The following is a 24,421-nucleotide window of genomic DNA, read 5'->3' on the forward strand; positions in this document are numbered from 1 at the left end:
GCTACTGGATTTGAATGAGTCTGGACCCTAGAAACAATCTATGGAAAACCATAGGTGTGTAACTTTCCGGAACGGCAGGGATGGCCCTTCAACTGAATAACGATCTTTTTGATCTGTTAAATGCACTGGACAATGCACAGCATGTTCCGGGCGCATGGCAGGCAGGGCTGGTTTTTTTCCGGAAATACGGGGGTAATCAAATTACCTATACCCATGAAAGGCAGGATGGCAGCATCGTCTTTCTGACCACCCTGCCGGACTGGTGGATGACCTATTATCTTGACAATAACTATGCCGATCTGGACCCGTTCATTGATGTCGGGCGTGCCTATTTCTCGCCAACCCGGTTTGATACCAAAAACGTCAATCTGCCGATTTCCCTCTCTGACCCCGCTGCGCAAATGCTTCAGGAATTTGCCGAAACAGGCTCGAGTAGCGGATTTGTCATCCCGACCATGACACCCTCGACCCTGACAATCAGTGGTTTCAACATTGCAAATACAATGGAAAATCAGGAATTCTCCCTGTTCTATAGCGACAAGGAAAATGCCCTGGCCCTTGCGGCCCATGCCGTACATCAACGCTGCCAGGAGCTTGACCCCCATCTTGTGCAAACCGATGTGCATCTGGCACCACACAAAAACACGCATTACCCGCTTCTCAGCCCGCGGGAACGCGAATGCCTGCTGTGGCTGTGCAAGGGGTTGCGCAATGATGCCATTGCGGACCGGATGGGCATTACCCGTGTTACCGTTGAAATGCACTTGCGCAATTGCCGCCAAAAACTGAATGCCCGCACCCGGGAACAGGCGGTTGTGACCGCCATCAAACGCGGTTTCATTACGCCTTAAACATTCTTTCCCGGGGCTGTGACATGGCGGGTTTGATCAAAGAACAGGGAAAACCACAGGTTTGCAACTTTGCCGGAATGACAGGGATGAGCGTGAACCCACAGAACGACCTTTTTGATCTGTTAAATGCCCTGAACAGCACATTGAATGTTGCAGACGCATGGCAGGCGGGGCTGGTGTTTTTCCAAAAATATGGCGGCACCCAAATCAGCTATGCCCGTGGCAGACCGGATGGCAGCATCGCCTTTCTCACCACCGTTCCCGACTGGTGGATAAACCGGTATCTCGAGAATGACTATGTCACCCTGGACCCGTTCGCCGACATTAGTCGCGCTTATTTCACGCCAACCCGATTTGACACCAGATCCGGCACGTTCCCGATTTCGCTGTCCGAACCAGCCACCCAAATGCTTCGGGAATATAGCGAAACCGGGGCAAATGCCGGTTTTGTCATTCCGACAATGACACCCTCGACATTGCAGATCAGCGGTTTCAATATTGCCAATGCCATGAGCCCGCAGGAATTTTCGCAATTCTATCGCGACAGGGAAAATGTCCTTGTTCTTGCCGCCCATGCCGTGCATCACCGATGTCAGGCACTGGACCCGCAATTATCCCAGCCAGAGATCCATCTGGCATCGCAAAAAGACATTCATTACGCCCCCCTTAGCACACGGGAACGCGAATGCCTTCTTTGGCTGTGCAAGGGATTGCGCAATGACGCGATTGCAGAGCGTATGGGCATTAGCCGTGTCACTGTCGAAATGCACTTGCGCAACTGCCGCACAAAACTGGATGCCCGCACCCGGGAACAGGCGGTTGTCACGGCCATAAAACAGGGGTTCATTACCCCATGAAAACCACAGGCTTTGATTTTCACCAACTGACAATGAGCAGAGATGATCTCGGACCCGAATAACGATCTCTATGATCTGTTAAACGCCCTTGAGAATGCCCCTGATGTGCCAGCCGCCTGGCAGGCTGGCTTGCAGTTTTTCAGAAAGTTCGGGGCGCGTCAGATCACCTATGGCTTTGAAAAACCGGATGGCAGCATTGTTTTTCTAACCACCCTTCCCGATTGGTGGATGCACCATTATCTGGACAGCAATTATGGCAACTGCGATCCGTTAATTGATGTGGCCCGAGCCTATATTACACCCAGAAAATTTGAAACGCCCTTCACCAATTTCCCCGTTACCCTTTCGTCCAAAGCCAGACAAATACTTAATGAATTTGGTGAGACGGAATCAACTGCCGGGCTGGTCATTCCGGGAATGAACCCCATGCCGCAGCAATTAAGCGCCGTGGTAATTTCCAATACAATGGATACGGAAGAATTTTCAAAATTCTATCGCGGCAAGGAAACCACCCTAATTCTCGCTTCCCACGCCTTACAGCAACGGTGTCAGGAACTTGATCATCAATTCAACAAAACAGATCTTCACCTGGTACGAGAGAGACTCACGCATTATCCCGCACTCAGCCCACGGGAACGCGAATGCCTGCTTTGGCTGTGCAAGGGATTGCGCAATGATGCCATTGCAGATCGCATGGGCATTAGCCGTGTCACCGTCGAAATGCACTTGCGCAACAGCCGCACAAAACTGAATGCCCGTACCCGGGAACAGGCGGTTGTGACCGCCATAAAGCAGGGATTTATCAGTCCCTGAAGCAGGATTATCCCTCCCCTCGCAGATAGATCAGGCTTTCATCTTGACTCTGGCCCATGCGTTGTTAGATAAAAGGAACAAAATAGGAACATTTAACGGGCACATTTCCATGACCAGCCGATTGCAACAGGCACGCGCGGCCCTTTTGCGGGCCGAAAAACACTGGCAAGGCCATGCGGCCTGTGTCAATGGCGGGCAACCGGTGCTGATCAAACGGGCCTTTGGCGGTATTGACCTTGGCAACCATTTCGCGGCTGGCGGCCTGATGACCACCGGCCTGCACGAAATTATGACCGAACATCATGACAGTGCGGCATCGGCCCTGGCCTGGTATATGGCCGGTCTCTCACCCCATAGTCACCAGCCTGCCAAACAAAACAAACCCGCCACCCGGTTATGGGTTCAGCACCGCAAGGCACTGGATCAGGGCCAGGTTTACGCGCCCGCCCTGTTTGCAAAACAGTCCAATCCGCAATGCGCGCTGGTCATGATGAATATTGACCAGCAGCAAACCGCCCTTTGGACCTGCGAGGAAGCGGCCAAGTCCGGGCAGATTGGCAATGTCATACTGGAAACAACCGACTACGACCTGACCACCGCCCGCCGCCTGCAACTGGCCTGCGAGGCCGGGTCCTGCCGCCTGATTGTGCTGCGCCAGCACCGGGCCGGGCAAAAAATTGCCCCATCGCCGGCATGGTCGCGCTGGCACATCACGCCACATGGCATTTATCGCAAACTCAGCCTGATCGGGGGACGCGGGGTTCGACCGGCCAGCTGGAAAGTCTGTATCGATGAAGCAACGCTTCGTATATCTGTGGCTGCCCCACTGGAAAACCGACTGCCACCAAAACCACACGCCATCCCTGAAATCCGATACCCGGCCCACGCCGGAGGATACGGCAAAAACAAGGGTTTCAGCCGCCAAGGCCCCGACCTTTGTCGTCACGCGAAATGACCACAAGGGCGTGCTGGTGTGTGGCCTGACAGCACAGGCACGAGCCTTGGGCATATTGCCCGCCATGCGCCTGGCCGAAGCCCGCAGCATTGTGCCGGACCTTATCAATATCACCGAAGAACCCGCCCTTTATGAACAATATCAGGCCCGGATCATGCGCCATCTGGACCGTTACAGCCCCTGGATTGCGGCGGACCGGGCCCTGGCACGCGAAAACCTGGCCGGACAAACCGGTTTCTGGCTGGAAATGACCGGCGGCATTCACCTGTTTGGTGACGAGGAAACCCTGATGGCACAAATTGAGCGGGATTTACGCCATATGGGCTTTGCCTGCCAAAGCGGCATGGCCGATACTGCCGGGGCGGCCTGGGCCTGTGCACAATTTCTGACCGGTCAGCCCTTGCGGACCCTCTCGCTTCCGGCGGATCATGCAAAGGCCCGGCAATTGCCGGTTGCCGGGCTGCGTTTGCCAACAGCCACGCGGGCCACCCTGCACCGGCTAGGCCTTCATCACATTCACGATTTGGCCGATTTGCCCCGCGCGACCCTGACCACCCGGCTGGGGCCAGAGGTTTTGCAAAGGCTGGACCAGTTTTATGGCCGCCTGCCCGAACATCTGAATTTTCAGTTACCCAGCCAGCCCTGGCTTATGCGCCAGCAATATGGTGAACCGCTGGGCGATGCCGCCAATCTTGAAGCCGCCATCACGCAGCTTGTGCAGTCCCTGTGCCAGGATTTGCAGGCCCATCACAAAGGATTGCGGCGGATCATTCTGCGCTGCATCCGGGTGGACGGACACACCCATACCGTTGCCATCACCACCAGCAGCGCCTGCCAGTCCGCCCCGCATTTATTACGCCTGCTGGCCGAAAAGCTGCCCGGTGTTGATACCGGCTTTGGTATCGAGGAAGTGATTGTCTATGCCCCGTGGGTGGAAAATATCGCCTTTCGCCAAATCAGCCTTGAGGCGCAAAATCCATCCGCCAGTGACACTATCGCCTTAAACGAACTGTTTGACCGGATTGGTCATCACCTTGGCCCCAAAGACCAGCTTTATCGCCCGGACCACCATGCCAGCCACCTGCCGGAACTGGCCGCTAGCAAAAAACCCGTTTCAGCCAAAGGGACCTGCCCGCGCCTGGCAGAATCCCCCCTGCCCGCCCGGCCCATCCGGCTGATTAACCCGCCAGAGCCGGTTCAAATTATTTCCCGTGCCGCCAATGGACTGCCCCTTGAAATACGCTGGCGGCGCATGGCCCTGAAAATTGAAAACCTGAGGGGACCCGAACGGATTTGCCCCGAATGGTGGCATTATTTGAACCAGGAAGGTTTCGCCCTGGCCGAGGAAACCCGCGACTATTTCCATATTCAGGACCAGACAGGCCGCCAATTGTGGCTTTGCCGCCATCTGGTTCGACGGGATCGGCATATTGAGGACGAAAATACGCACCCCCATACCCCATCACCACAGCCGGATTTTTTCCGCCCCCCTTGCGCAATGCTTCCCCAGCCCGACCCGGATTTATGGTCGGTTCATGGCCTGTTTGCCTGAGGTTTGCATGGTTGATCATCGTTCCCACACCGCACCCAAAGCCACAAACAGCCAGTCGAAAACACCCGCGCACACCCGTAACCTGACCCCTACGGGCTTTCAGGAGGGCACTGCAAAATGTCCGCGATATGCCGAACTTCAGGTGAGCAGCAATTTTTCCTTTTTGCGCGGGGCCTCCCATGCCGAAGAACTGGTTTTAACGGCGGCGAGCAAGGGATTATACGGCATGGCAATTACCGACCGGAACAGCCTAGCCGGTATTGTGCGGGGGTTTAGCGCCCATAAACCCTGGCAGGACCATTTGCACTATATTGTTGGCTGTCGGCTGGATCTGGGCGATGCCCCATCGCTTTTATGTTATCCGACCGACCGGCAGGCCTATGCCCGGTTATGCCGCCTTCTTACCCTGGGCAAACGCCGTGCCCCCAAGGGCGAATGCGAACTGTACCTGAATGATGTCATCGAACATCGTGAAGGATTGCTGTTCATCGCCGTGCCGCCCCAGGTGCCCGATGATGAATTTTACAGCCATCTTGAATATTTCAAGGCTCACTTCCCGGACTGTTTATGGCTGTCGGTGGGTCGGTTTATGGATGGCTTTGATACCCACAGGCTGGCCTTTGCCGGACATGTTGAAAAAAGCCTGAACATTCCGGTGGTTGTGACCAATGATGTGCATATGCACGTCCGGTCCCGTAAACCGTTGCAGGATGTGCTTACCTGCATCCGTCATCACTGCCGGATCGAGGATGCCGGATACCGCCTGTTTCCCAATGGCGAACGCCATATCAAATCGCCACAGGAAATGGCGGCCCTGTTCCCCGATCATCCGCACTGGCTGGAGCGTAGTGTGGAAATCGCCCAACAATGCCGCTTTCATTTGCGCGAATTGCAATATGAATATCCCGATGAAAATGATGGTTCTGGTGAAACCACCCAACAACGCCTGACCCGCCTGACCTGGGAAGGGGCACATCAACGCTATCCCGATGGCATTCCCGCCAAGGTGGAAGGTCTGTTAAAAACCGAACTCGCCCTGATCGACGAGCTGGGCTATGCCCCCTATTTCCTGACCGTACATGACATTGTCTCCTTTGCCCGCTCAAAGGGCATTTTATGCCAGGGCCGGGGGTCGGCGGCCAATTCATCGGTGTGTTTTTGTCTGCACATTACCTCGGTTAATCCCGCCGAAGTCGAATTGCTGTTTTCGCGTTTTATCAGCAACGCCCGACGCGAACCGCCCGATATTGATGTGGATTTTGAACATGAACGCCGCGAAGAAGTGATTCAATTCATCTATCAACGTTACGGGCGCGACCGGGCCGGGCTGACGGCAACGGTCATTTCCTATCGGTCGCGCAGTGCCCTGCGTGATGTGGGCAAGGTTTTTGGCCTGTCGGAAGACAGCATTGTCAAACTGACCAAAACCATCTGGGGGTCTGGCAGCAAAGGCCCGCATGAGGCCATGATGCGCCAGTCCGGCATTAACCCGGATGAAGCCCGTATGCAGGCGATTTTGCGCCTGGCTGGCGAACTGACCGGCTTTCCCCGCCATTTGTCGCAACATGTGGGCGGTTTTGTCATTACGCGCGGGCCGTTATGCGAACTTTCCCCCATCGCCAATGCCGCGATGGAGGACCGCACCACCATTGAATGGGACAAGGATGATATTGACGCCCTGGGCATTCTGAAAGTCGATGTGCTGGCCCTTGGCATGCTAAGCTGTATTCGCAAGGCATTTGACGAACTGCGCCATCACAAAAACATTGACTACGACCTTGCCTCCCTGCCCAAGGAAGACCCGGCCGTTTATGACATGCTGTGCAAGGCGGACAGCATTGGCACCTTTCAGGTGGAATCCCGCGCACAAATGAGCATGCTGCCGCGCCTGCAACCCAAATGTTTATATGATTTAACCATTCAAATCGCCATTGTCCGCCCCGGCCCGATCCAGGGCGGCATGGTGCATCCGTTTTTACAGCGGCGAATGAAACGGGAAGAAGTCGATTATCCGTCTGATGAGCTTAAATCCGTTTTAAAACGCACCGAAGGCGTGCCGCTGTTTCAGGAACAGGCCATGCAGATTGCCATTGTCGGTGCTGGCTTTAGCGGCGGTGAAGCCGATAATTTGCGCCGGGCCATGGCAACCTTCAAACGCACCGGCACGATTGGCGAACATCGCGACAAATTCATCAAGGGCATGTTGCGCAACGGCTATGATCCCGATTTTGCCGAACGCTGCTTTAAACAGATCGAGGGCTTTGCCGATTATGGTTTTCCCGAAAGCCATGCCGCCAGTTTTGCCATTCTGGCCTATGCCTCGTCCTGGCTGAAACATCATCATCCCGATGTGTTTTTATGTGCCCTGCTTAATGCCCAGCCAATGGGGTTTTATGCCCCGGCACAATTGGTTAATGATGCGCGCAATCATGGGGTGCGGGTGCTGGAAGTCGATGTAAATTACAGCTTCTGGGACAATAGCCTGGAACGCGAAATGGGCCGTTCATCGGGGTATCTGGCCGTACGCCTGGGGTTTCGGCAGGTGCGGGGCTTAACCGAACTTGAAATCACCCAACTGATTGCCAACCGCCCGATTGGCGGTTTTCAGGATATTTACCTGATGGCCCGCCAAACCGGCCTGTCGCCAGCTGCCCTTGAAAAACTGGCCGAAGCCGATGCCTTTCAATCCCTCGCCCTGCGCCGGCGCGAGGCCCTGTGGGCGGTAAAACGCTTTGGCAGGGGGCGCAAGGCCCCCGCCGCCTTGCCCCTGTTTGAAGCCGCACAAAACTTTAACCACAATATGGGTGTTTCTGCCGAATTTGGCCCGGAACCGGCGGTAAACCTGCCGATTATGGGGCCGGGCGAAGAAATTATCGAGGATTATGCCAGCCTGCGCCTGTCGCTTAAGGGCCACCCGTTAACCCTGCTGCGTGATAGCTTGCAAAGGGCGGGGGTTAAACGCGCGATTGACCTGAATGCCGCACGCGATGGCGATAAAGTCACCCATGCCGGACTTGCGATTGTCCGGCAACGACCCGGCACATCCTCCGGCGTGGTTTTTATTACGCTGGAGGATGAAACGGGCATCGTCAATCTGGTTGTCTGGTCCAAGGTGATGGAGGAGCACCGCCGCGAGGTGATGACGGCAACCCTTCTGGGCGTTTCGGGCCGGTTTCAGCGCAAGGACAATGTTACCCACATTGTCGCGGAAAAACTGGTTGATCTTTCCGGCATGCTGCAAAGCCTGAGCGACAATACCAAAATCAGCCGCCAGTCTGGCGGCCATCCGCGCAACCTGCGCTGGGCCACCGGCACCGGAGGTACGGGCGTGCCCGCCCATACGGGGACATCCCCCACATCTCCCCCGGCATCCAGCCCGGAACCAACCCGTCAGCTTGAAGATTTGGGCCAGCGCCACGAACAGGACCATGCCAAAACCAGCCGCCTTAAAATTGACAGCCATGATTTTCACTAAAGCGACCTTAATGAACTTAACGCCCGACCCAGCGCGTCAAACCTTCGGTTAGCGAAACCGGCTGCCAGTCCGGCAATATTTTGCGCACCAGGCCAATATCGGCACAGCTATGTTGTTGATCCCCCGGCCGGGCCGGACCATAGTCATAATCCAGGGCCTGTCCGGTGGCGTCCTGCCAGGCGTTAACCAGTTCGGTCAAGGTCGTCTTCTGTCCGGTGCCCAAATTCATTACCCGGGGCGCGGTACCGTCAAAACCGGCCAACAGGGCAATGGCCCCGGCGATATCTTCCACCGCGATATAATCCCGCGTGATCGAACCATCGCCAAAAATGGTAAATTTCTTGCCTTCATCCCGGGCTTCAAGCAGGCGGGTAATCACACCGCTATAGGGGCTTTTGGGGTCCTGGCCTGCACCATAAACATTGAAAAACCGAAAGGCGGTTGTTTTAAGCCCGTAACAGGTGTGGTAAATGCCAGCCTGAATTTCGTTGATAAATTTGCTTGACGCATAGGGCGATAACAGCCTCTGCCCGGTTGCCCATTCCTCGCGGAAATTGCCTTGCAGGTCATTGGCATAAACCGAGGCGGAGCTGGCATAAATCACCCGTCCGGCAAAACCGGTTTCCCGGCATACATCAAACAATTGTTCGGTTGCCGCGACATTGATGTCGAATACCTGTGCGGGCATTTCAATCGATATGGGCACACTGACAAGAGCGGCCAAATGCACGATATGATCTGCCGACATCACGGCATCCTTCAAGGCGGCCCGGTCGCGAATATCCGCCTCGATAATGCGCCCCAAACCTTCAAGGCCATCACGGCTGGCATTGCTGAAATTATCGTAAATTGTCACATCGTGCCCGGCAGCACCCAGTGCGCGGCATGTATAACGGCCAATAAAACCCGCGCCACCTGTCACCAAAATCTTGCTCAAAACGTCCCCCTATCCCCAAAATATCAGACCAGCCAAGACTGCGTTCTTAACACAGGGGCCCGTCTCGTCACTCCTAAAATCACTGGGCTTGTCCAAGATCGCCAAAAGCCACGGCGATGACAACATGTCAAAAAAATCCCCCGATATTTTTGTATCGGGGGAGGATGATGTTTAACGGGCAAAAAACCGCCGTCAGTTTGCGACCTTCATCGCGGCGCGTTCGACCAGCGCATTCCAGTTGCCATTGGAAATAAAATGGCAATACACCAGATGCAGCCAGCCGCGCTTGCGCCACGCCAGGAAGGTTTCATCATCAAGGGCGTTGAACTTGGCCTCGTCAATCACCTTGAAACCCGAAAGGCTGAGTTTGCGGCCATCGGCGAGCGTCGCATCGGCCCGGTTTTCCACCAGAAGGCCCGCTTCGCGGATGGCCTTGAGGAACTCTGCCGTTGCGACATAATGCGCCTGGTAATCGCGGCAGAAATCGAGCGCACCCTGCGTCATTTTGGACGGTTCCCCATCGACAAAGAACGGGTTTTCCGTGCCTTCAACAACGGTTTTGGCGTCTTCATCCACACACAGGGTATATTGGCTTTTCTCTTCATTTTCAAAAAAGATGAAGGGATAACGGCGAATATAGGCTGGCACATACGTCCCAGGTGTCCAGTTACCCTTGTCATCTACCATCAGATTTTCAGAGGCACGCAAGCCCAGCAGCGCGACCATCTGGGTCTGTGCCCCGTCAGTAAACAGGATCGGATAATTCTTGCACACCATCGGCAGTTCAGTCGCCACGATGGGCACAGAATTGGTGTTGGCAGCAAATGAAAAATCCGACGTCGGGGTTAGCGACATATTGCCATGCCGTTCCGCCAGCACCGCACGCGGCTTGCTGTAAAACAGTGGCAATGCTGCCGGGCCAGCACCTGTTGCTGTCGCGGCTGCGCCTTTTTTCGCCGCACCGTTTGTTTTGCTTTCTTTCGCCACGAATGTTCCTCACATCTTTCGTTTATCCAGGGTTTTCGCCATCGAATTATTGGTCATTCGACTGGATCAAACCGCTATCACTTGACTGTCCGTCAACAACGCCGGGCTGGTTGCCGCCGGTAGCGCTGGTCCCACCATCAGGCGAACCACCCGTTGCCGGTGCAGCGCCACCCGTACCACCTGTATTGCCTGTCGAACCAAAGCCTGCGGCAGCCGCACCGCCGCTAATCGGACCTCCGCTGGAACCACCAATGATGGTAGTGGTGCCAGTACGATTATCGAACGTCACGGGCGATGTTGCCCCCGGGCCCGGATTAACCGTTACGCGGCCACTACCTGGTACGGTGCCTGTCGTGTTGATCACCGACGGGCCAGTGGTTGCCGAAATAGCGACCGGGGCCGTTCCGACATTCAGAACTGTTGGCGCAGCGAAGGCCGCGATGACGTTTGGCGTGACGCCCGTCGTCGTCGTGGTCAGGTTAAACAGGGCATCAACCTGCGGGGTGCTGGGCGGCTTGGGCAGCGGAGTTGTTTTAGTTGCTGCCGGCGGAAGGTCACGGTTCCGCCAGAAAGCATCATTGATGAAATAAGGCGCAAATTTAAGCGGACCGATTTCATAGGAGGCGTCAAAGCCGGAAATGCCGCCAATTGTCCCGTAAAGATTGGCCGTTCCGGCCACCGCCACATTCAGAGATTTGACATTGATCTTCTGATCGCTGGTGCCCTCTTTGGAACCGATCCGAATATCACCCGTTCCCGACGTCATGACCAGATCGGTCGAAGTGCCGATCAAACCGGCAATCGTGATGTCATCACCGCTGCGGATTGTGACCTTGCCCGACGGCAGGGTTGCAATAGCCCCGTCAATTGATTGCGGTTTGACCGCAATTTCATCAAGCGGATCGCTACCTTCCTCCAATTTCAAGCTGCCAAGGGTAATCGGCCCGTTGGCTGCGGTGACATTGGCCGGCAACAACAATTTGATACCGCCCGTGTAAACCAGCCCGTCCAGAACCGAAATGCTGGCCGTGCGGGCAAACTCGGTCACACCATTTTCACCGGAATTGATCGTCAGCTTGCCAAGGGCACTGGTATTGCCCAGGGCAAAGTCAAAGACCGTTTTGGTGTTGCCGCTATTCAGGGTCAGGTCCGCATGGGTGACACTGTTAACCGTTCCCTTCAGCAGTAGCGTGCCGCTTTCAGTATTGATTTCGGTGTCATCGGCAATGCGGGTCAGGCCATCAATGGTGAAATCATGACCAGCCTGATACGTACCATCCAGGGTCGTGGTCCCGGTATAGGATTGATCCGCCGTTGTGGTTACGTCATGCAGGGCAATCGTGCCACCGGTGATCGTCAGGCTGGTGCTGTTGCTTACCGCATCATCAATGGCAACCGCACCGCTGCCAGCCTTCATGACCACATTGTCAGTACCGCCATCAAGCGTACCTTTAATGGTGATGGCACCATTTGCCGCACTGGTATCAAACGTGGTGGTTTCGACCTGCGGCAGGCTAAACACCTGGGTTTGTGCGGCCAAAGTCGCATTGCCATCCACCAGGATTGACCCTGCCGTCAGATCGCCCGTGATGCGGGTGGTCTGACCGGTATAGCTTTGCGCACCTTTGGTACTTACGGCACTTACCGTCATTTGCGGGGCAATCAGTTCAACACTCGAACCGGCACCAATGTCCGTGTAATCCCCGACAAACTCGATCCTGTCAGCGGCTTCGACTTTCAACTGGGTATTATTGCCGTTAATCGTGCTCAAGAACTGGACACGACCGCCTTCATTTTCATTCACGGCCTTAATGCTGGTCGCACCAGCCTTCAGGGTGGCAGCACCGCTGATCTCGACATTGCCAAGTTCGCTTTCAATCGACACCGGCAGGAAAATTTGACGACCACCAACCTGTTTGAAATCGTCAACGACTTTGACATTGGCATTGCTGCCAAACACGATCTGTCCGTCTGTCAACTGATCGGCCTGGCTGGCCGACGTCGTCAGCGTGAGATATTGCAGAATATTGGTTCCGCCAATCGCGCCGCTGAAATTGATCGAACCCGAACCGGAAGTAATTTCCAGACCGCGATTATTAGTACTGTCAATCGTACCACCGAAGGTCACATTGCTGTTGTTCGACGTGGTATTGATTGTTGTGTTGGTGTTACCGGTTAACAGGGCTGCCCCCGTTACCTTGAACTCACCGCCGGCAACATATGCACCGTTAAGATTGACCGCACCATTATAGGTCTGGCTGCCAGACGAGGTAACATTGCCAGCCGCGATATTCGCACCGGTCAGCGCTACATTGGCAATTTTAACCGTTGCCGAGCCGATGGTAACATCGCCCGTACCGGCATTGACCGTAAGCGATGTATCCTCATTTGCATTGGTCCCCTCAATACTGCCGGTAACGGTGATATTGCCGTTGTTCGACGAGGTAAGGCTCAACGCGGTGCCACTGGCCTGCACGTCACCCGTGATCGAAATGGCCGAGGCCTGCAAATCACCATTGAGGATGGTCGTGCCTTTATAGGTCTGGCTGCCACCGGTCGTCAGGGCACCCGTTGTGATTTTCCCGCCGGTTACATCAAAGCTGGTGACCTGGTCAGCACCATCGTAAGTCCCCGTCAGGGTCACATCGGACTGCCCCGCGTTAACGGTGATTTCATGCCCATCTGTCAGTGCAATTTTGTTCAACAGAACATCCAGATTGCCCAGACCGGTGACAAAGATATCCCCATCATGTGCATTAAGAATACCCGTAGAACGGTCCGCATCGTAAGCAACGTAAATGGCACCCGTACCGGTAACAGTCGCATTCAGCGTTTCAATGCTGGCGTGGAAGTTTTGATCCGCAGAGCCAATACCAGTCGCGCTGGTCAGTGACAGGGTCTTTGCCGTCATCGACGACTGGTTCTCAACGATGGCAATACTGCCTGCATTTGAGGTCAGTTCAATCGTGCCCTCAGAACCCGTATTGATCGTACCAACTGTAATATCACCAGTTTCAGCGGTAACACTTGCAGTGTGGCCAATACCGTTCGTGGTAATGGTGCCACCGCTTACGGCAACATTGCTGTTAAGCGTTACATCATTATAGGCAGAAAGGTTGATCGAGCTGAGAGCACCCGTGTTGTTAACAACCAGTGCGCCGCCATTTTCAGTAATTTCCGCACGGATCGCCGATGTCGTGCTGTCAATCGTTGTGGTGCCACCGGCCGAACCACTATGCAGTTCAATACCGTTGCTGGTGGTTGCTTCGATTTTCAGCGTACGTGGCGTTTCGCTCGATGCACTGACAATGTCATTCTTGCCAGATAGATAGATCGAACCAGCCTGAACATTTTCGCCAAGCGTCAGGGTGTCTTCGGACGTCAGATACAGCTTGTCGATGGCGTTGCTGTTAAAGCTGCCCCAGGTCACATTGCCCTTCGAGCCAATAGCAACTGAAACGCTGCCGTCAGCATGGATATTATCACCCAGCGTAATGGCACCCGTGCCCTGGTTAAAGACCGAAATCACCGAACCATCGGTATGGGTGGTCGCATCAAGACCGCCAACGATAACCTGAAGAGCATCAATATTGGCAGACTGCCCCGGAACCCAGCTAAAAGCACCGATATTATTTTTGGCTTCTAGCGAAAGCTGACCGGCGATCAGGGTCGGGTTGGATTCAGAACCGCCATTGACAATTGAACCGTTGGTCGCTTTCAGCGTTACGGCCGAAGATACAGGCTGGGTTTGCGGGGTGAAGGAGGTTGCACCAGCGATAACCGAAACAAGTGATACATCGCCGTCGGCAGCGGTAACCTTGACATTATTGCCATCGGTTTCAGCCTTGATGTTCTGAAGGGTAACTTTGTTGCTGGTCGTCACCGTCAGCGAACCATTTGCCAGACGCAGCGCCGTGCCAGATTTACCCAGACTGATACCATTGGCATTGTTGTCGTCAATAAAGACGTCGTCAGAGGTGATGGTGCCGGTAATTTCGGTAACGATGGTTTGCAGGTAATTCTGACTGGAACCAACACCGGTTGCGGAATTTACTTCCAGCTGCGAGCCGGTGATGCGGGTTTCAGTAATATTGTCATCAAGAACACTGCCATCATTCGACGTCAGGGTGATTTTGCCATCAGCGGCACTGCCCTTGGCGTTGAGATTACCGACGATAACGTTACCATCCTCGCCGGTCGTCGAAATAATGATGTCACCGGCATGGTTATACGTACCCGCAGCGGAAATCGCATTGGCCACCAGAATGCTGGCACCATTTGAACCGGCAATCGAGATTACGCCACCATTGGTCGAAACGGACGAGAAAGTACTATCAACACTGGAGCGCAGGTAAACACCTGCATTCTGGTTGGTTGCCGAAACCAGAACACGCTGGCCACTAGCGGCAATCGCATTGTTCTGAGTGCCAACACCGTTCGCGCCGGTCAAACGTACCTCGAAAGCGCCCAGTGCACTGTCGGCGTTACCGGCATAGATTGCGCCATTTTGTGCCGTCAGATTGACTTTGCCATAATTGGCACCGGCAACAACGCCGGTCGACCCTGTTTCACCACCAATTGTAATATTGCCCGACTTGGCGGTGACAATAATGTTGTTACCAACGGCATCCTGACCAACACCAATGTCCGTCAGGCGAATGTTGCCATTGGAGACAATATCAACCGCACCATTGGTGGTGTGGGCCGAAAGCTGGTTGGTCATGCCGTTTAGGGCGTTCAGGTAAATGTCTCCATTTCCGGTAACATTTGCACTGAAGGCCCCCGCCCCGCTGCCCGAAAGCTGCAAACGCGACGTCGCAGAACCAATACCATTCGATGCGGAAAGCGAAATGTCGCCGCTTGCCAGTGACAGGGTTTTCCCAACAGCCGTAAAGATCGAACCGCTGCTTGCCGTGAGGCTGAGATTCTTGTCCGATCCATATGACAGCGTATCAATGACCAGATCACCAGAAGCGATGGTAATGGCGAGGTCACCCGTCGTCGAAATACCATCCAATTCCATTGATTTGGCATTGTTGACATTAATCCCGCCGGTGCCGGAATTTGCCACGAGGGAATCAACATCCGTCTTAAGTGCCTGGCTAGACGTACCAATAGAGGAATTCGAATTCGATGCCGTCAGCGTGAGAGAACCAGCCTTGAGTGTCGAATTGTTGTTGGTTGATATGATATTTGCAGCTGTTTTGTCCTCGAAATCATTAGTCGAGTAGTGTGCCGAGAGGTCTACCGACCCAGATCCGACATTAATCGTTCCAATGCTGATTGTTTCGAGCGATTTATAGGTCAGATCCAGACCGGTAAGGTCTGTGATATTGGTCAATGTGGTAAGTTTGTTGGCGTCCGTAACCGTCCAGGTCAGACCTGCTGCAGAAATTGAAACAGTCCCGCTGCTGTCATAGCTGTTTGTAATATCGTTGCGACGGTCAATAGACAGCGATGACAAATCACTGGTCGAACTGACATAGATATTACGTGGAGAGCTTAGATCCAGTGCTGTCGCACTTGTATTGATGGCTGCACCAGACGCACCGATATTGCCGCGCGTTGCCGAAATCGCCAGCGTCCCAGCAGTAACCATGTTCGACCCTGCGCCGAAAACATCGCCATATGCAGAGGAAATGGTGACAGTACCTGTACCAGCAGAGATTGAATGAACGGTTATATCGTTGGTGTTATACTGGCTGGACCCTGCAGTGATGGTTACATCAGACGTGGCCGTAACCTGCGTAATATCCAGACCGTAGGATTCCGAAATATTGACCGTCCCGGTCGCACCGCGACTATTGGTTGTCGCCGTGATTTCGGCCAGCGTCGTCGTGCCATTACCATTTGCGTTAATTGAAATAGCACTGACATTACCAATCGAGCCATTTGCAATCAGCGAGACTGTACCGGCATCGTTGAGCGTGCCGCTCAGGATCGATCCACCCTGGTTATCAAGATAAAATTCATGACCGTACAAATTGATATTACCCAGGACAATATCCCCGGTTTCATTGTGGATTTTGGCAGTACCGTTATAAATCGTGAGCGATTTAACATCGGTGCGCCCGCTGAGTGTCAGGTCAATATCGCCACTTGAACGTACGGTAAGTTCACCACCCTTAATCTGAAGGGTCTTTGCCGCCGTACCAACCGTCCCCGAACTGGAATAAATATCAACGGTTGCGGCATTGATCGCGGTGTTACTGTCGCTATCACCATTGATATTTCCGCTCGAATTATCAGCATCAAAAATACCAACGCCATTCAGATCGACATCTTTAATGGTCAGATCGTCATCCGTATTCAGTTGCACGGAAAGGCCGGTATTATCTGCGATACTATCGTAAGTAACACCATTCTGTGCTGTTGCACTGCCTGAAACAACCGCATGTCCGCCATCAGGATTATTGGCAGAATCAATGATGCTGTAAGTCCCTGTTGCATTGTTCTCGGTGGACAGTGAAAGCTTGCTCATCAACCGATCATTGTTGATGTAAACATCACCAATCGTGCTGGTCGTAAGCGTCGCAGCCGACAAATTGATGTAGGTGCCGCTTTCACCCAGATTACCCGAGTTCTCGTTCGTGAAAATCATTTCACCCGTGGTGATATGATTGTTACCGTCAATCCCCAGAATGGAATTGTTGCTTTCGAGGTCAACCGAGCCCGTCAAAGTCGTGTTGATCGAACCAACCTTCTGGCCCCGAACCGTATCAAAGGACAATTCCAGACCGGACGTATCGGTGATCTCGGTCAGGTTGGTGGTGCCATCATCGGTCACATTAAACGTGAGCGCGGCAGCCGTAATTTCATAGAACGGCGCAGTCCCACCCGTTCCCTGGCTGGACGTGATGGAAAGGCTAGCAAGGTCAAGGCTGTTGTCAATAAAGACGTTCCCGCCAGTAAGCAGCGTCAGGTCTTTTGCATTGGTTTCCAAATGATGTGAGCTATCAGCAATAGAACCGGTCGCACGCAAGGTAATGCTGCGCGCAGTAATATCTGACCGGCTGTTAAGGCTGTCATAAGTTATATCGCCGTTGGTCGCCGTGGTTTTGATATCAAGCGTGCCGGCATTGCCAACATTCACAACGCCAAGCTGAATCGCTCGATCCGTTGAAAAAGTAAAATCAAGACCAGTATCGTCCACCAGATTCTCGAAGATCATCGACGATCCATCGTCGGTCAGCGTGAATGCAAGATCATCAGCCTGAATGTTGTAAACATTCGAAGAGCTTACATGGTTCGCTGTCAGATTGAAGTCATAGAGGTCGGACGTGTTTTTCAGATACATACTGCCGCGTCCCTGCACAGTCAGGAGCTTGGCATCGGTTGAAAATAGGTTGTTATTGACCCCGATGTTTCCGTCATTCACGACCAGCCCAATACTATGAGCCGAGAGCGATTTACCGGCCTCGGTTGACAGATCACCCTGCGTCACCTGCAGTTCAATCCATCCGGAAGAATCCGTTGCACTGAAACCAGCAACCGTCAGACCACCATTGTCCGAAATACGTGCCGATGATTGGACAGTACCCATAAGACGGGCTGCATCTATATAGAAGTAATCTGACGACGAATAACGGCCGACGCTTTGTGCATTAAGCGTCAAATCACCGGCTGTGATGACACTGCTTCCAGTTCTTGATTCAATAGATCTACTTGACGTAAGCGTCAAATTACCCGAACCAACATTAACACTCCCAACAGTGATCGTTTTGTTCGCCGTAATTTCCAGATCAAGTCCAGACTGGCTAATGGAACCGAGCTTGAAACCTTCACTACTTGATCCGTAATTGGTCACGTTACTAAACGTGAGGCCGGTACTGGAAATAGTATAGGTTATGTTCGAGGAACCGTAACCAGTATCCACATTGTTACGGTCGACGTCCAACTTCAAACTGTTCAGTGTCGTGCTGTTCGAAACATTAACGTTGAAACTGGAATCAATAGACAAGTTTTGGGTATTGGTATTTGCCGTAACAGACTCATAAGAGTTCAGAACAACAGTACCGCCAGTAATCGTACCCGATGAGCGAACAATAGATCCATGCTCATTCGTCCCGCTTGCCTGCCCAGTTGTTGTCAGGGAAACACTACCGGTAGATGATGTACCCGCGTCTACTGTTCCGAGACTTAATTGACGGTCCATTGACAATGCAAAATCGATCGCCGACGACGATGTCAATGACAATGCAACCTGCGATCCACTGTCAGTCAGTGTCAGGCCAACATTGTTATCATGCGTCAAACTATAGGTTTGCGTGGTAGATGTTTGCTCGTTCACGTGAGCCAAATCAAGTGTTAGCGATGACAAAGAGTGCGAAGTATTGTCGACGTAAAAACTTCCCTTGGAAGTAATCGACAAATTGCCAGTTCCGAGTTTCAGCGCGGAATCGCTTGCCCCAATCTGTCCGTAAGTCTTATTCGACGCATTTGTTTTCAATTCAACATTTGATGCCGTAATGACGGTGTTCGCATCAAAATTGCTGATATTGCTGTTCACGCCGGTGCTGGTGGTTTCCAGAGAAACCGTTCCGCTGGCGGTAATGTCTTTGGCAATGATGTTTTTAGCCGAGGTCAGGCTAAAGTCGACGAGTGTGTAATTTGTGGTCAAGACTTCGGCAGTCAATTCCGTGTCACCATCAGTGATGGTGACCGGGGCAGAGCCAAACTCATACACAGTGTCAGAATTATTGGCAGAATTGGTGCTGGTGAAGTTAAGACGCGTCAGGTTTTTGGCGCTGCTAACGTAAATATCACCGCCCGAGGTTACTGTCAGATCATTGGTATTCAAATCAATAGAGCTGTCAGCCGAACCAATATTGTTACTGCCACCCGATGTCAGGCTAACGCTGGTCGCCGTGATAGTGGTATTTCCGTGATCGCCGTCATCGCGGATTGCCCCTGATGTTTTCACATCGACGTTGCCAAGCGAAATTTGCCCCAGCGCGACGTCGTTAACCGCCGTCAGAGAGAAATCCAGTCCCGATCCGCCAATCAAACTGTCAAGAGATATGGCCGAATTGAGATAGGAAATTGCAAAGCTCTGACCGTTGGCCGAAAGGCTGACACCCTGTGAAAGATTTGACGCGGCATCAATCGACAAATTGGTCAATGTTGCCGTAGAAGTCAAACCAATGGCATTAGCCGCAGCCAGCGAAATATCCGTTGCGTTTGTGTTGATCGAATTAATGGAACCCGACGTAGCCGATAAGTCGAGATCAAGTGCCTGCAAAGATGTGTTTGCCTGCCCAATAATCGAACCGTACTGGGCCGCCAGCTTCAAGTTCCGATCACCGCTTGAAACTGTTACGTCGCCTACAGTCAGGTTGCCATTGGTAAGTGTATAGCTTGCGGAACTTCCGCCAGCCTGCATTGTCAGCGTTGTGTCAGAAACACTGCCAGACGTCAGGATATTGCCGTTGGTCGACTGAATATCGACATTGGAACCGGAAATGCTGATGGTGTCATAATAGTTGCCATCGCCGCTAACGCCAATGTCTCCACTGGCCTTTACTTTGACAGTACTGCCAGAGCCGCCATAAATTTGGCCGCTGCTTCCACCAAGAATGGAACCGTCATCAACCGTCACGTTAAGGTCATTACCACCGCTTTTGATCTGACCAGTCAGAACAAGATCGCCCTGGTTTAGGGTCAGCGATGTTCCCTGGGTTGACTGAAGTGAGGAAACGGTAAACAGAGTATTGGTGTTGCCATCCCCAATCGGGGCTTTTGCAATAATGTTAACAAGCCCGGCATCGGCATCACCACTCAGGGTCGATGCCCTCACCGAAACGGCATCATCGGCGCTACCAATACCTTTATCGGCGTTCAGCGAGATGCTTTTTGCAATCAAATCGGTTACGGTATTGCCGTCATCAAGCAGGTCGCCACCGACATTTAACTTCAGCGAACCGGTATCGGACACATCAATCGACCCGACAGTCAAATCGGCATCGGTGGTAAAGGTAAAGTTCAGTGTTGAATTATCGTAAAGATTACTGAGCGTATAACCGTTCGTCAGGTCGTCGGTCAGGGTAAATTCAAAACCATTTGCCTCAATGCCATAGGCATTAAGGTGCTGGCTGTCAGCATGGCTGATATTCAGATCAAGACTTGCGAGATCAGCAATATCGCGAAGGAAGACATCGGACCCAGCCTTAATTTTCAGCGTGGTTGCGGATACTTCGAGGAAGTCATCACTTGTGCCAATGGCCCTACCGGCATCAAGAGTCAGCGAGCCGCTCGTCATTAGACGGGTATTGGCATTATTGTCGTCGCTGATGCTGCCTGTGGCTTTCAGCGTAACAGTCGCCAGATTGGTGCCGATCTGACCAATCACAAGGCTACTGTCGGATTCATAGTTAAAGGTCGTCAGGTTACCGGCAATGACCCGGTTCAGAGAAACGGCAGTTCCGCTGTCAGTAACGTTGAAATCCAGATGATCCGACGTCAGTTGGACAACGTTGGTATCACCTACCTGATTCTGATCGTGATAGTTCGTAATCGACAGAGATGTCAGCGTTGAATCAATATTCTGAATATAAATATCTGCCGAGTTCCGAACGGTCAACGACGTGACATAAGTTTTGAGTTCTTCGCCAGAGCCGCCGATATTATTGGCAGCTATCAGCGACAACGACGTGCCATGCACATTGTTGTTGGCATTCTGCGCCAGAATATTACCATTGCTTGCCGCCAAATCGACAGACGCGCTGGTATCAATGGTGCCGATAGTCAGATCACCAGTGGAAGCGGTAACATCCACGGAACTGGTTGTTTGATCCGCTTCGATATTTTTAACAAGCAGAGCCTTGCTGTTTGATACAACAAGGCTGCCGCTCTTACCCAGGGTCTTAATATCAACCGTGTTGACCGACGTGGCCAGCGAATTGGTCTGGCCATAACCATTCGGCGAAACCGTTGCCGACACAATCAGATCATCTGCGGTAAGCTGGCTGGCAGTAACATAACCGTTCGTCAGGGTCAGCGTTACATCACCGCTGCTACCCGCAGTCAGGCTGGAAATATTCAACCGATCCGGGCTGCTGGACGTTTCGTCCGAGCGCATAGCAATGTCGATATTGTTGCCGTCAGAGGTTGATGCCGACGTAATCGTGGTGTCGGTATGCGTGGTCAGGTCAATCTTACCGCTTGTGGATGACAGATTCTGAAGCGTAACGGTGCCCGATGTCGGGATGACATCCAGATAAATGTCAAGAAAGGCCGAAACATCCAGCGTTTTGCTGTCAACCTGCAAGTCACGTGACGATGTACCGATATCGGCACCGGCCTTCAGCTCAACCGTTTGCGCGGAAATTGATGTTGCATCATCACTGTCGTCAGCAATGTTCAGACCTGCCTCAACATAAAGCGTACCGCTGGCGACAGTTACATCACCAACGGTAAGGTTGCGGCTGGTATACAGGAGAGAACCAAGGGCACCGTGCTGTGTCACCTCGTTTCCACCAGCGGCTTCAAACCGCGAGACCGTCAGTCCACCATTGTTGGTGTCAGTATTGCTAATATAGAGACCGCCACTCTCGGTCGTGGCGTTCAAGGACGTAATGTCTGTGCGCAGGCTCCGGTTTACATCGTTGCCGGTAACACCATCACGGGTCGAAATCGTCAGGTTATCTGCAACAATATGATTACCAGTTGATGCAGCGCCATAAATGGCACCGCTATTGACAGTCAATGTTACATCGCCGGTGCCAACACCAATCTGGCCGATATTCAGGCTTTTTTCGCCGGCAAAGGTAACATCGGTATCTGTGGACACCAGCGACGTCAAAACATAGGCATCAGCCGTATCTGTCATCTCAAATGTCAGACCGGCTGCAGTCAGCGCATAAGTCTGGGTATTGGTCGACAGAAGGTGATCCATCGACAGATTAAGCGACGTCAGCGCACTATCACTGTTGTCGATGGCAAAGCTGCCGCCTGCTTCGATAGTCAAGCCGGTAACGCTGGTAACAATTGCGTTGCCCTCAGCACCGATATTACCTGTACCTGTTGAAACAGTAAGGTCTTTTGTGGTTACCGTGGGTGCAGTCTGCAAACCGGCTTTGTTATAAATCGAACCCGCAACAGAATTAAGGAAGACGGCCCCGATGCCTGTGCCGGTACTGATATTACCCGCCAGTTCAATATCACGTGCTGCCTGAATCAGAACGGTTCCGCCATTTGCCGAAAGATTGGCAATATTGGTAATGCTTGCACCAGGCGATGTAGCCTGCAGCACGATATCACCGCCATTGGTCGCAATGGTATCGGTCGCATCGGTAAAGGTAATGCCACCCAACCCGGTTGATTTCAGCGTAAAGCTGTGGCCCGAGGCGGTTTGAAGACTAAGGCTGGTGTCAACCGTAATCAACCCGGTTGCTTCGAGGATAATATTTGATGTCCCGGCAATACCTTCGAGCACACTGGCAGAAATGGTATTGGCGCCGCTATTGGCATCAGAACCACCAACGGAACCGTCACCTGCATTACCATCAAGGCTGCCACTTGTCCCGGCAACAATCGTCAGGCTGTCAGGATCCAGCAGGAAAGTACCAGTATCGCCATTAAGGGCGGTCAGATCAACCGAACCGGTCAGTTTAACGCCCTTGTGGCTTGAAACTTCGGCAAAGCCGCCATTGCCGCCTTCTGCCCCACCCTTGGCGGAAATGCTACCGCCAAAGTCGGTCAGGTTTTCGGAAAGAACCGTGACATTGCCACCCTTGCCATTCTCGATGGCATCGGCCTTCAGGCTGGCGGTTTTTGCGATGCTGACGTCGTTTGACCATGCGCCCGTGCCACGGCCATTTTCGCCGTCACCTTCGCTGCCAATAGCCACCAGGCCACCACCCGCTTTGCCCGATGCGTCAATTTCCGCACCGGCACTTACGGCAATCCTGTCGCCGGTTGCAACAATGCTGCCGCCCGTTTCACCGGCATCATTGCCCGTTGCCTTGATGCTGCCACCGGCAACAACCGCGCCATTATCACCCCCAGAAAGAACAATACGACCGTTGGATGTGGAAACACTATTGGCCTGAATCACACCCTGGGTGTTGATAACATTATCAATAACATCCTTCACAGCGCGGGCGGAAATCGCCACCACGCCGCCATCGGCAATGATCGAACCGCTATTGCTGACCAGCGATGCAACCTGCACACCATCCTTGCCGACCGGGGCTGAATCCACATTGGCACTTACACCAAAACTAAGAAGACCGTCGCCGTGGAAATCCAGGGCAAAAGTTTTTGCCCCGCCCAGCGAGACTTTGCCAAGGCGGGCATTGATGACACCGGCGTTCTGGACATTTGGCGCCACAAGGGCGGCAAGACCGGCATCACGAATGCTGATGTCGCCCGCATTGATGATGGAGGCTGAGGGATCGGCTGAGGCAATATCAAAATTATAATTGCCCGCCATAAAATCGGCATCCCGAATATTGGCCGTTGTCGCGACAAGGCTGCCAACATCCACCCGTGATCCCGGGCCAAATACCACCCCGTTGGGGTTGACCAGCATGACGGTACCGTTCGCGGTGATCGTTCCGAAAATGGCGGACGGGTCGTTGCCAACCACCCGGTTGAGGATCACGCTGCTAGAACTGGGCTGCTGAAAATTAACCGTATTTCCGCTGCCGACATTAAAACTTTGCCAGTTGACAATGGCCGAGTTCGAGCCCTGCACGACATTCATCGTATCGGGCGCGGATTGCCCAATCGTCACATTGCCCGCAGCAACCGTGCCGCCCTGCGGCAAAGCCGACTGGGCCTGTGCCGGATGGGCCGTGGCATAAAAGAATGACCCCAGCGCGGTTGCACCGGCCAAAAGGTTAAAAGGCGTCAGGCCTTTGGCCTGACGCTGGCGTGCGGGGGCCAACGCCTCGCCCGTCTGCGGGTGCGACAATGCAGCACGCGTCGCAGCCAGTTTCAGGGGACGACGTGCCGGATTGGTAAAGCTGTTTTTGCTCATGATTTTGACCCGC

Annotated in this window: 9 protein-coding genes; 6 read left to right on the forward strand and 3 right to left on the reverse strand. The window is 53.2% G+C overall.

Going from position 1 to position 24,421, the window contains the following annotated elements; translation table 11 throughout:
- The first annotated feature begins 80 nt into the window (after nucleotides 1–80).
- The 6 genes from TH25_RS17100 to TH25_RS17125 all read left to right on the forward strand — a co-directional run bounded on the left by TH25_RS17100 (nucleotide 81) and on the right by TH25_RS17125 (nucleotide 8,503).
- On the forward strand, nucleotides 81–851 hold the full coding sequence (locus tag TH25_RS17100) for a helix-turn-helix transcriptional regulator (RefSeq protein ID WP_114089527.1): 771 nt from the start codon (nucleotides 81–83) through the stop codon (nucleotides 849–851).
- Nucleotides 852–937: 86 nt separating this feature from the next.
- Nucleotides 938–1,708 carry a helix-turn-helix transcriptional regulator gene (locus tag TH25_RS25490; protein WP_181847672.1) on the forward strand — a complete coding sequence of 257 codons (771 nt, stop codon included), beginning with the start codon at nucleotides 938–940 and terminating at the stop codon, nucleotides 1,706–1,708.
- Nucleotides 1,709–1,750: 42 nt separating this feature from the next.
- The gene (locus TH25_RS25495; RefSeq protein WP_114089529.1) at nucleotides 1,751–2,521 is read left to right on the forward strand and encodes a helix-turn-helix transcriptional regulator; all 771 of its coding nucleotides are present in this window, start codon (nucleotides 1,751–1,753) and stop codon (nucleotides 2,519–2,521) included.
- Between the two features lie 109 nt (nucleotides 2,522–2,630).
- Nucleotides 2,631–3,476 carry an ImuA family protein gene (locus TH25_RS25500; RefSeq protein ID WP_258549198.1) on the forward strand — a complete coding sequence of 282 codons (846 nt, stop codon included), beginning with the start codon at nucleotides 2,631–2,633 and terminating at the stop codon, nucleotides 3,474–3,476.
- Nucleotides 3,477–3,492: 16 nt separating this feature from the next.
- Nucleotides 3,493–5,028, forward strand: coding sequence for a Y-family DNA polymerase (locus TH25_RS17120; RefSeq protein ID WP_258549203.1), 1,536 nt, complete (start codon nucleotides 3,493–3,495; stop codon nucleotides 5,026–5,028).
- A gap of 142 nt (nucleotides 5,029–5,170) precedes the next feature.
- A complete protein-coding gene (locus TH25_RS17125; RefSeq protein WP_404969430.1) occupies nucleotides 5,171–8,503 on the forward strand; it encodes an error-prone DNA polymerase in 3,333 nt (1,110 codons plus the stop codon).
- 16 nt (nucleotides 8,504–8,519) lie between these two features.
- Here the strand turns inward: TH25_RS17125 and TH25_RS17130 are convergent, their stop codons facing one another.
- From TH25_RS17130 to TH25_RS17140, 3 genes are all read right to left on the reverse strand, one after another.
- The gene (locus TH25_RS17130) at nucleotides 8,520–9,440 is read right to left on the reverse strand and encodes an SDR family NAD(P)-dependent oxidoreductase (RefSeq protein ID WP_114089531.1); all 921 of its coding nucleotides are present in this window, start codon (nucleotides 9,438–9,440) and stop codon (nucleotides 8,520–8,522) included.
- A gap of 192 nt (nucleotides 9,441–9,632) precedes the next feature.
- The gene (locus TH25_RS17135) at nucleotides 9,633–10,427 is read right to left on the reverse strand and encodes a SapC family protein (RefSeq protein ID WP_258549199.1); all 795 of its coding nucleotides are present in this window, start codon (nucleotides 10,425–10,427) and stop codon (nucleotides 9,633–9,635) included.
- 46 nt (nucleotides 10,428–10,473) lie between these two features.
- Nucleotides 10,474–24,408 carry a filamentous hemagglutinin N-terminal domain-containing protein gene (locus TH25_RS17140; protein ID WP_147253037.1) on the reverse strand — a complete coding sequence of 4,645 codons (13,935 nt, stop codon included), beginning with the start codon at nucleotides 24,406–24,408 and terminating at the stop codon, nucleotides 10,474–10,476.
- Nucleotides 24,409–24,421 lie beyond the last annotated feature (13 nt).

The sequence above is a fragment of the Thalassospira profundimaris genome (assembly GCF_003326755.1).
Lineage (GTDB): Bacteria > Pseudomonadota > Alphaproteobacteria > Rhodospirillales > Thalassospiraceae > Thalassospira > Thalassospira profundimaris_B.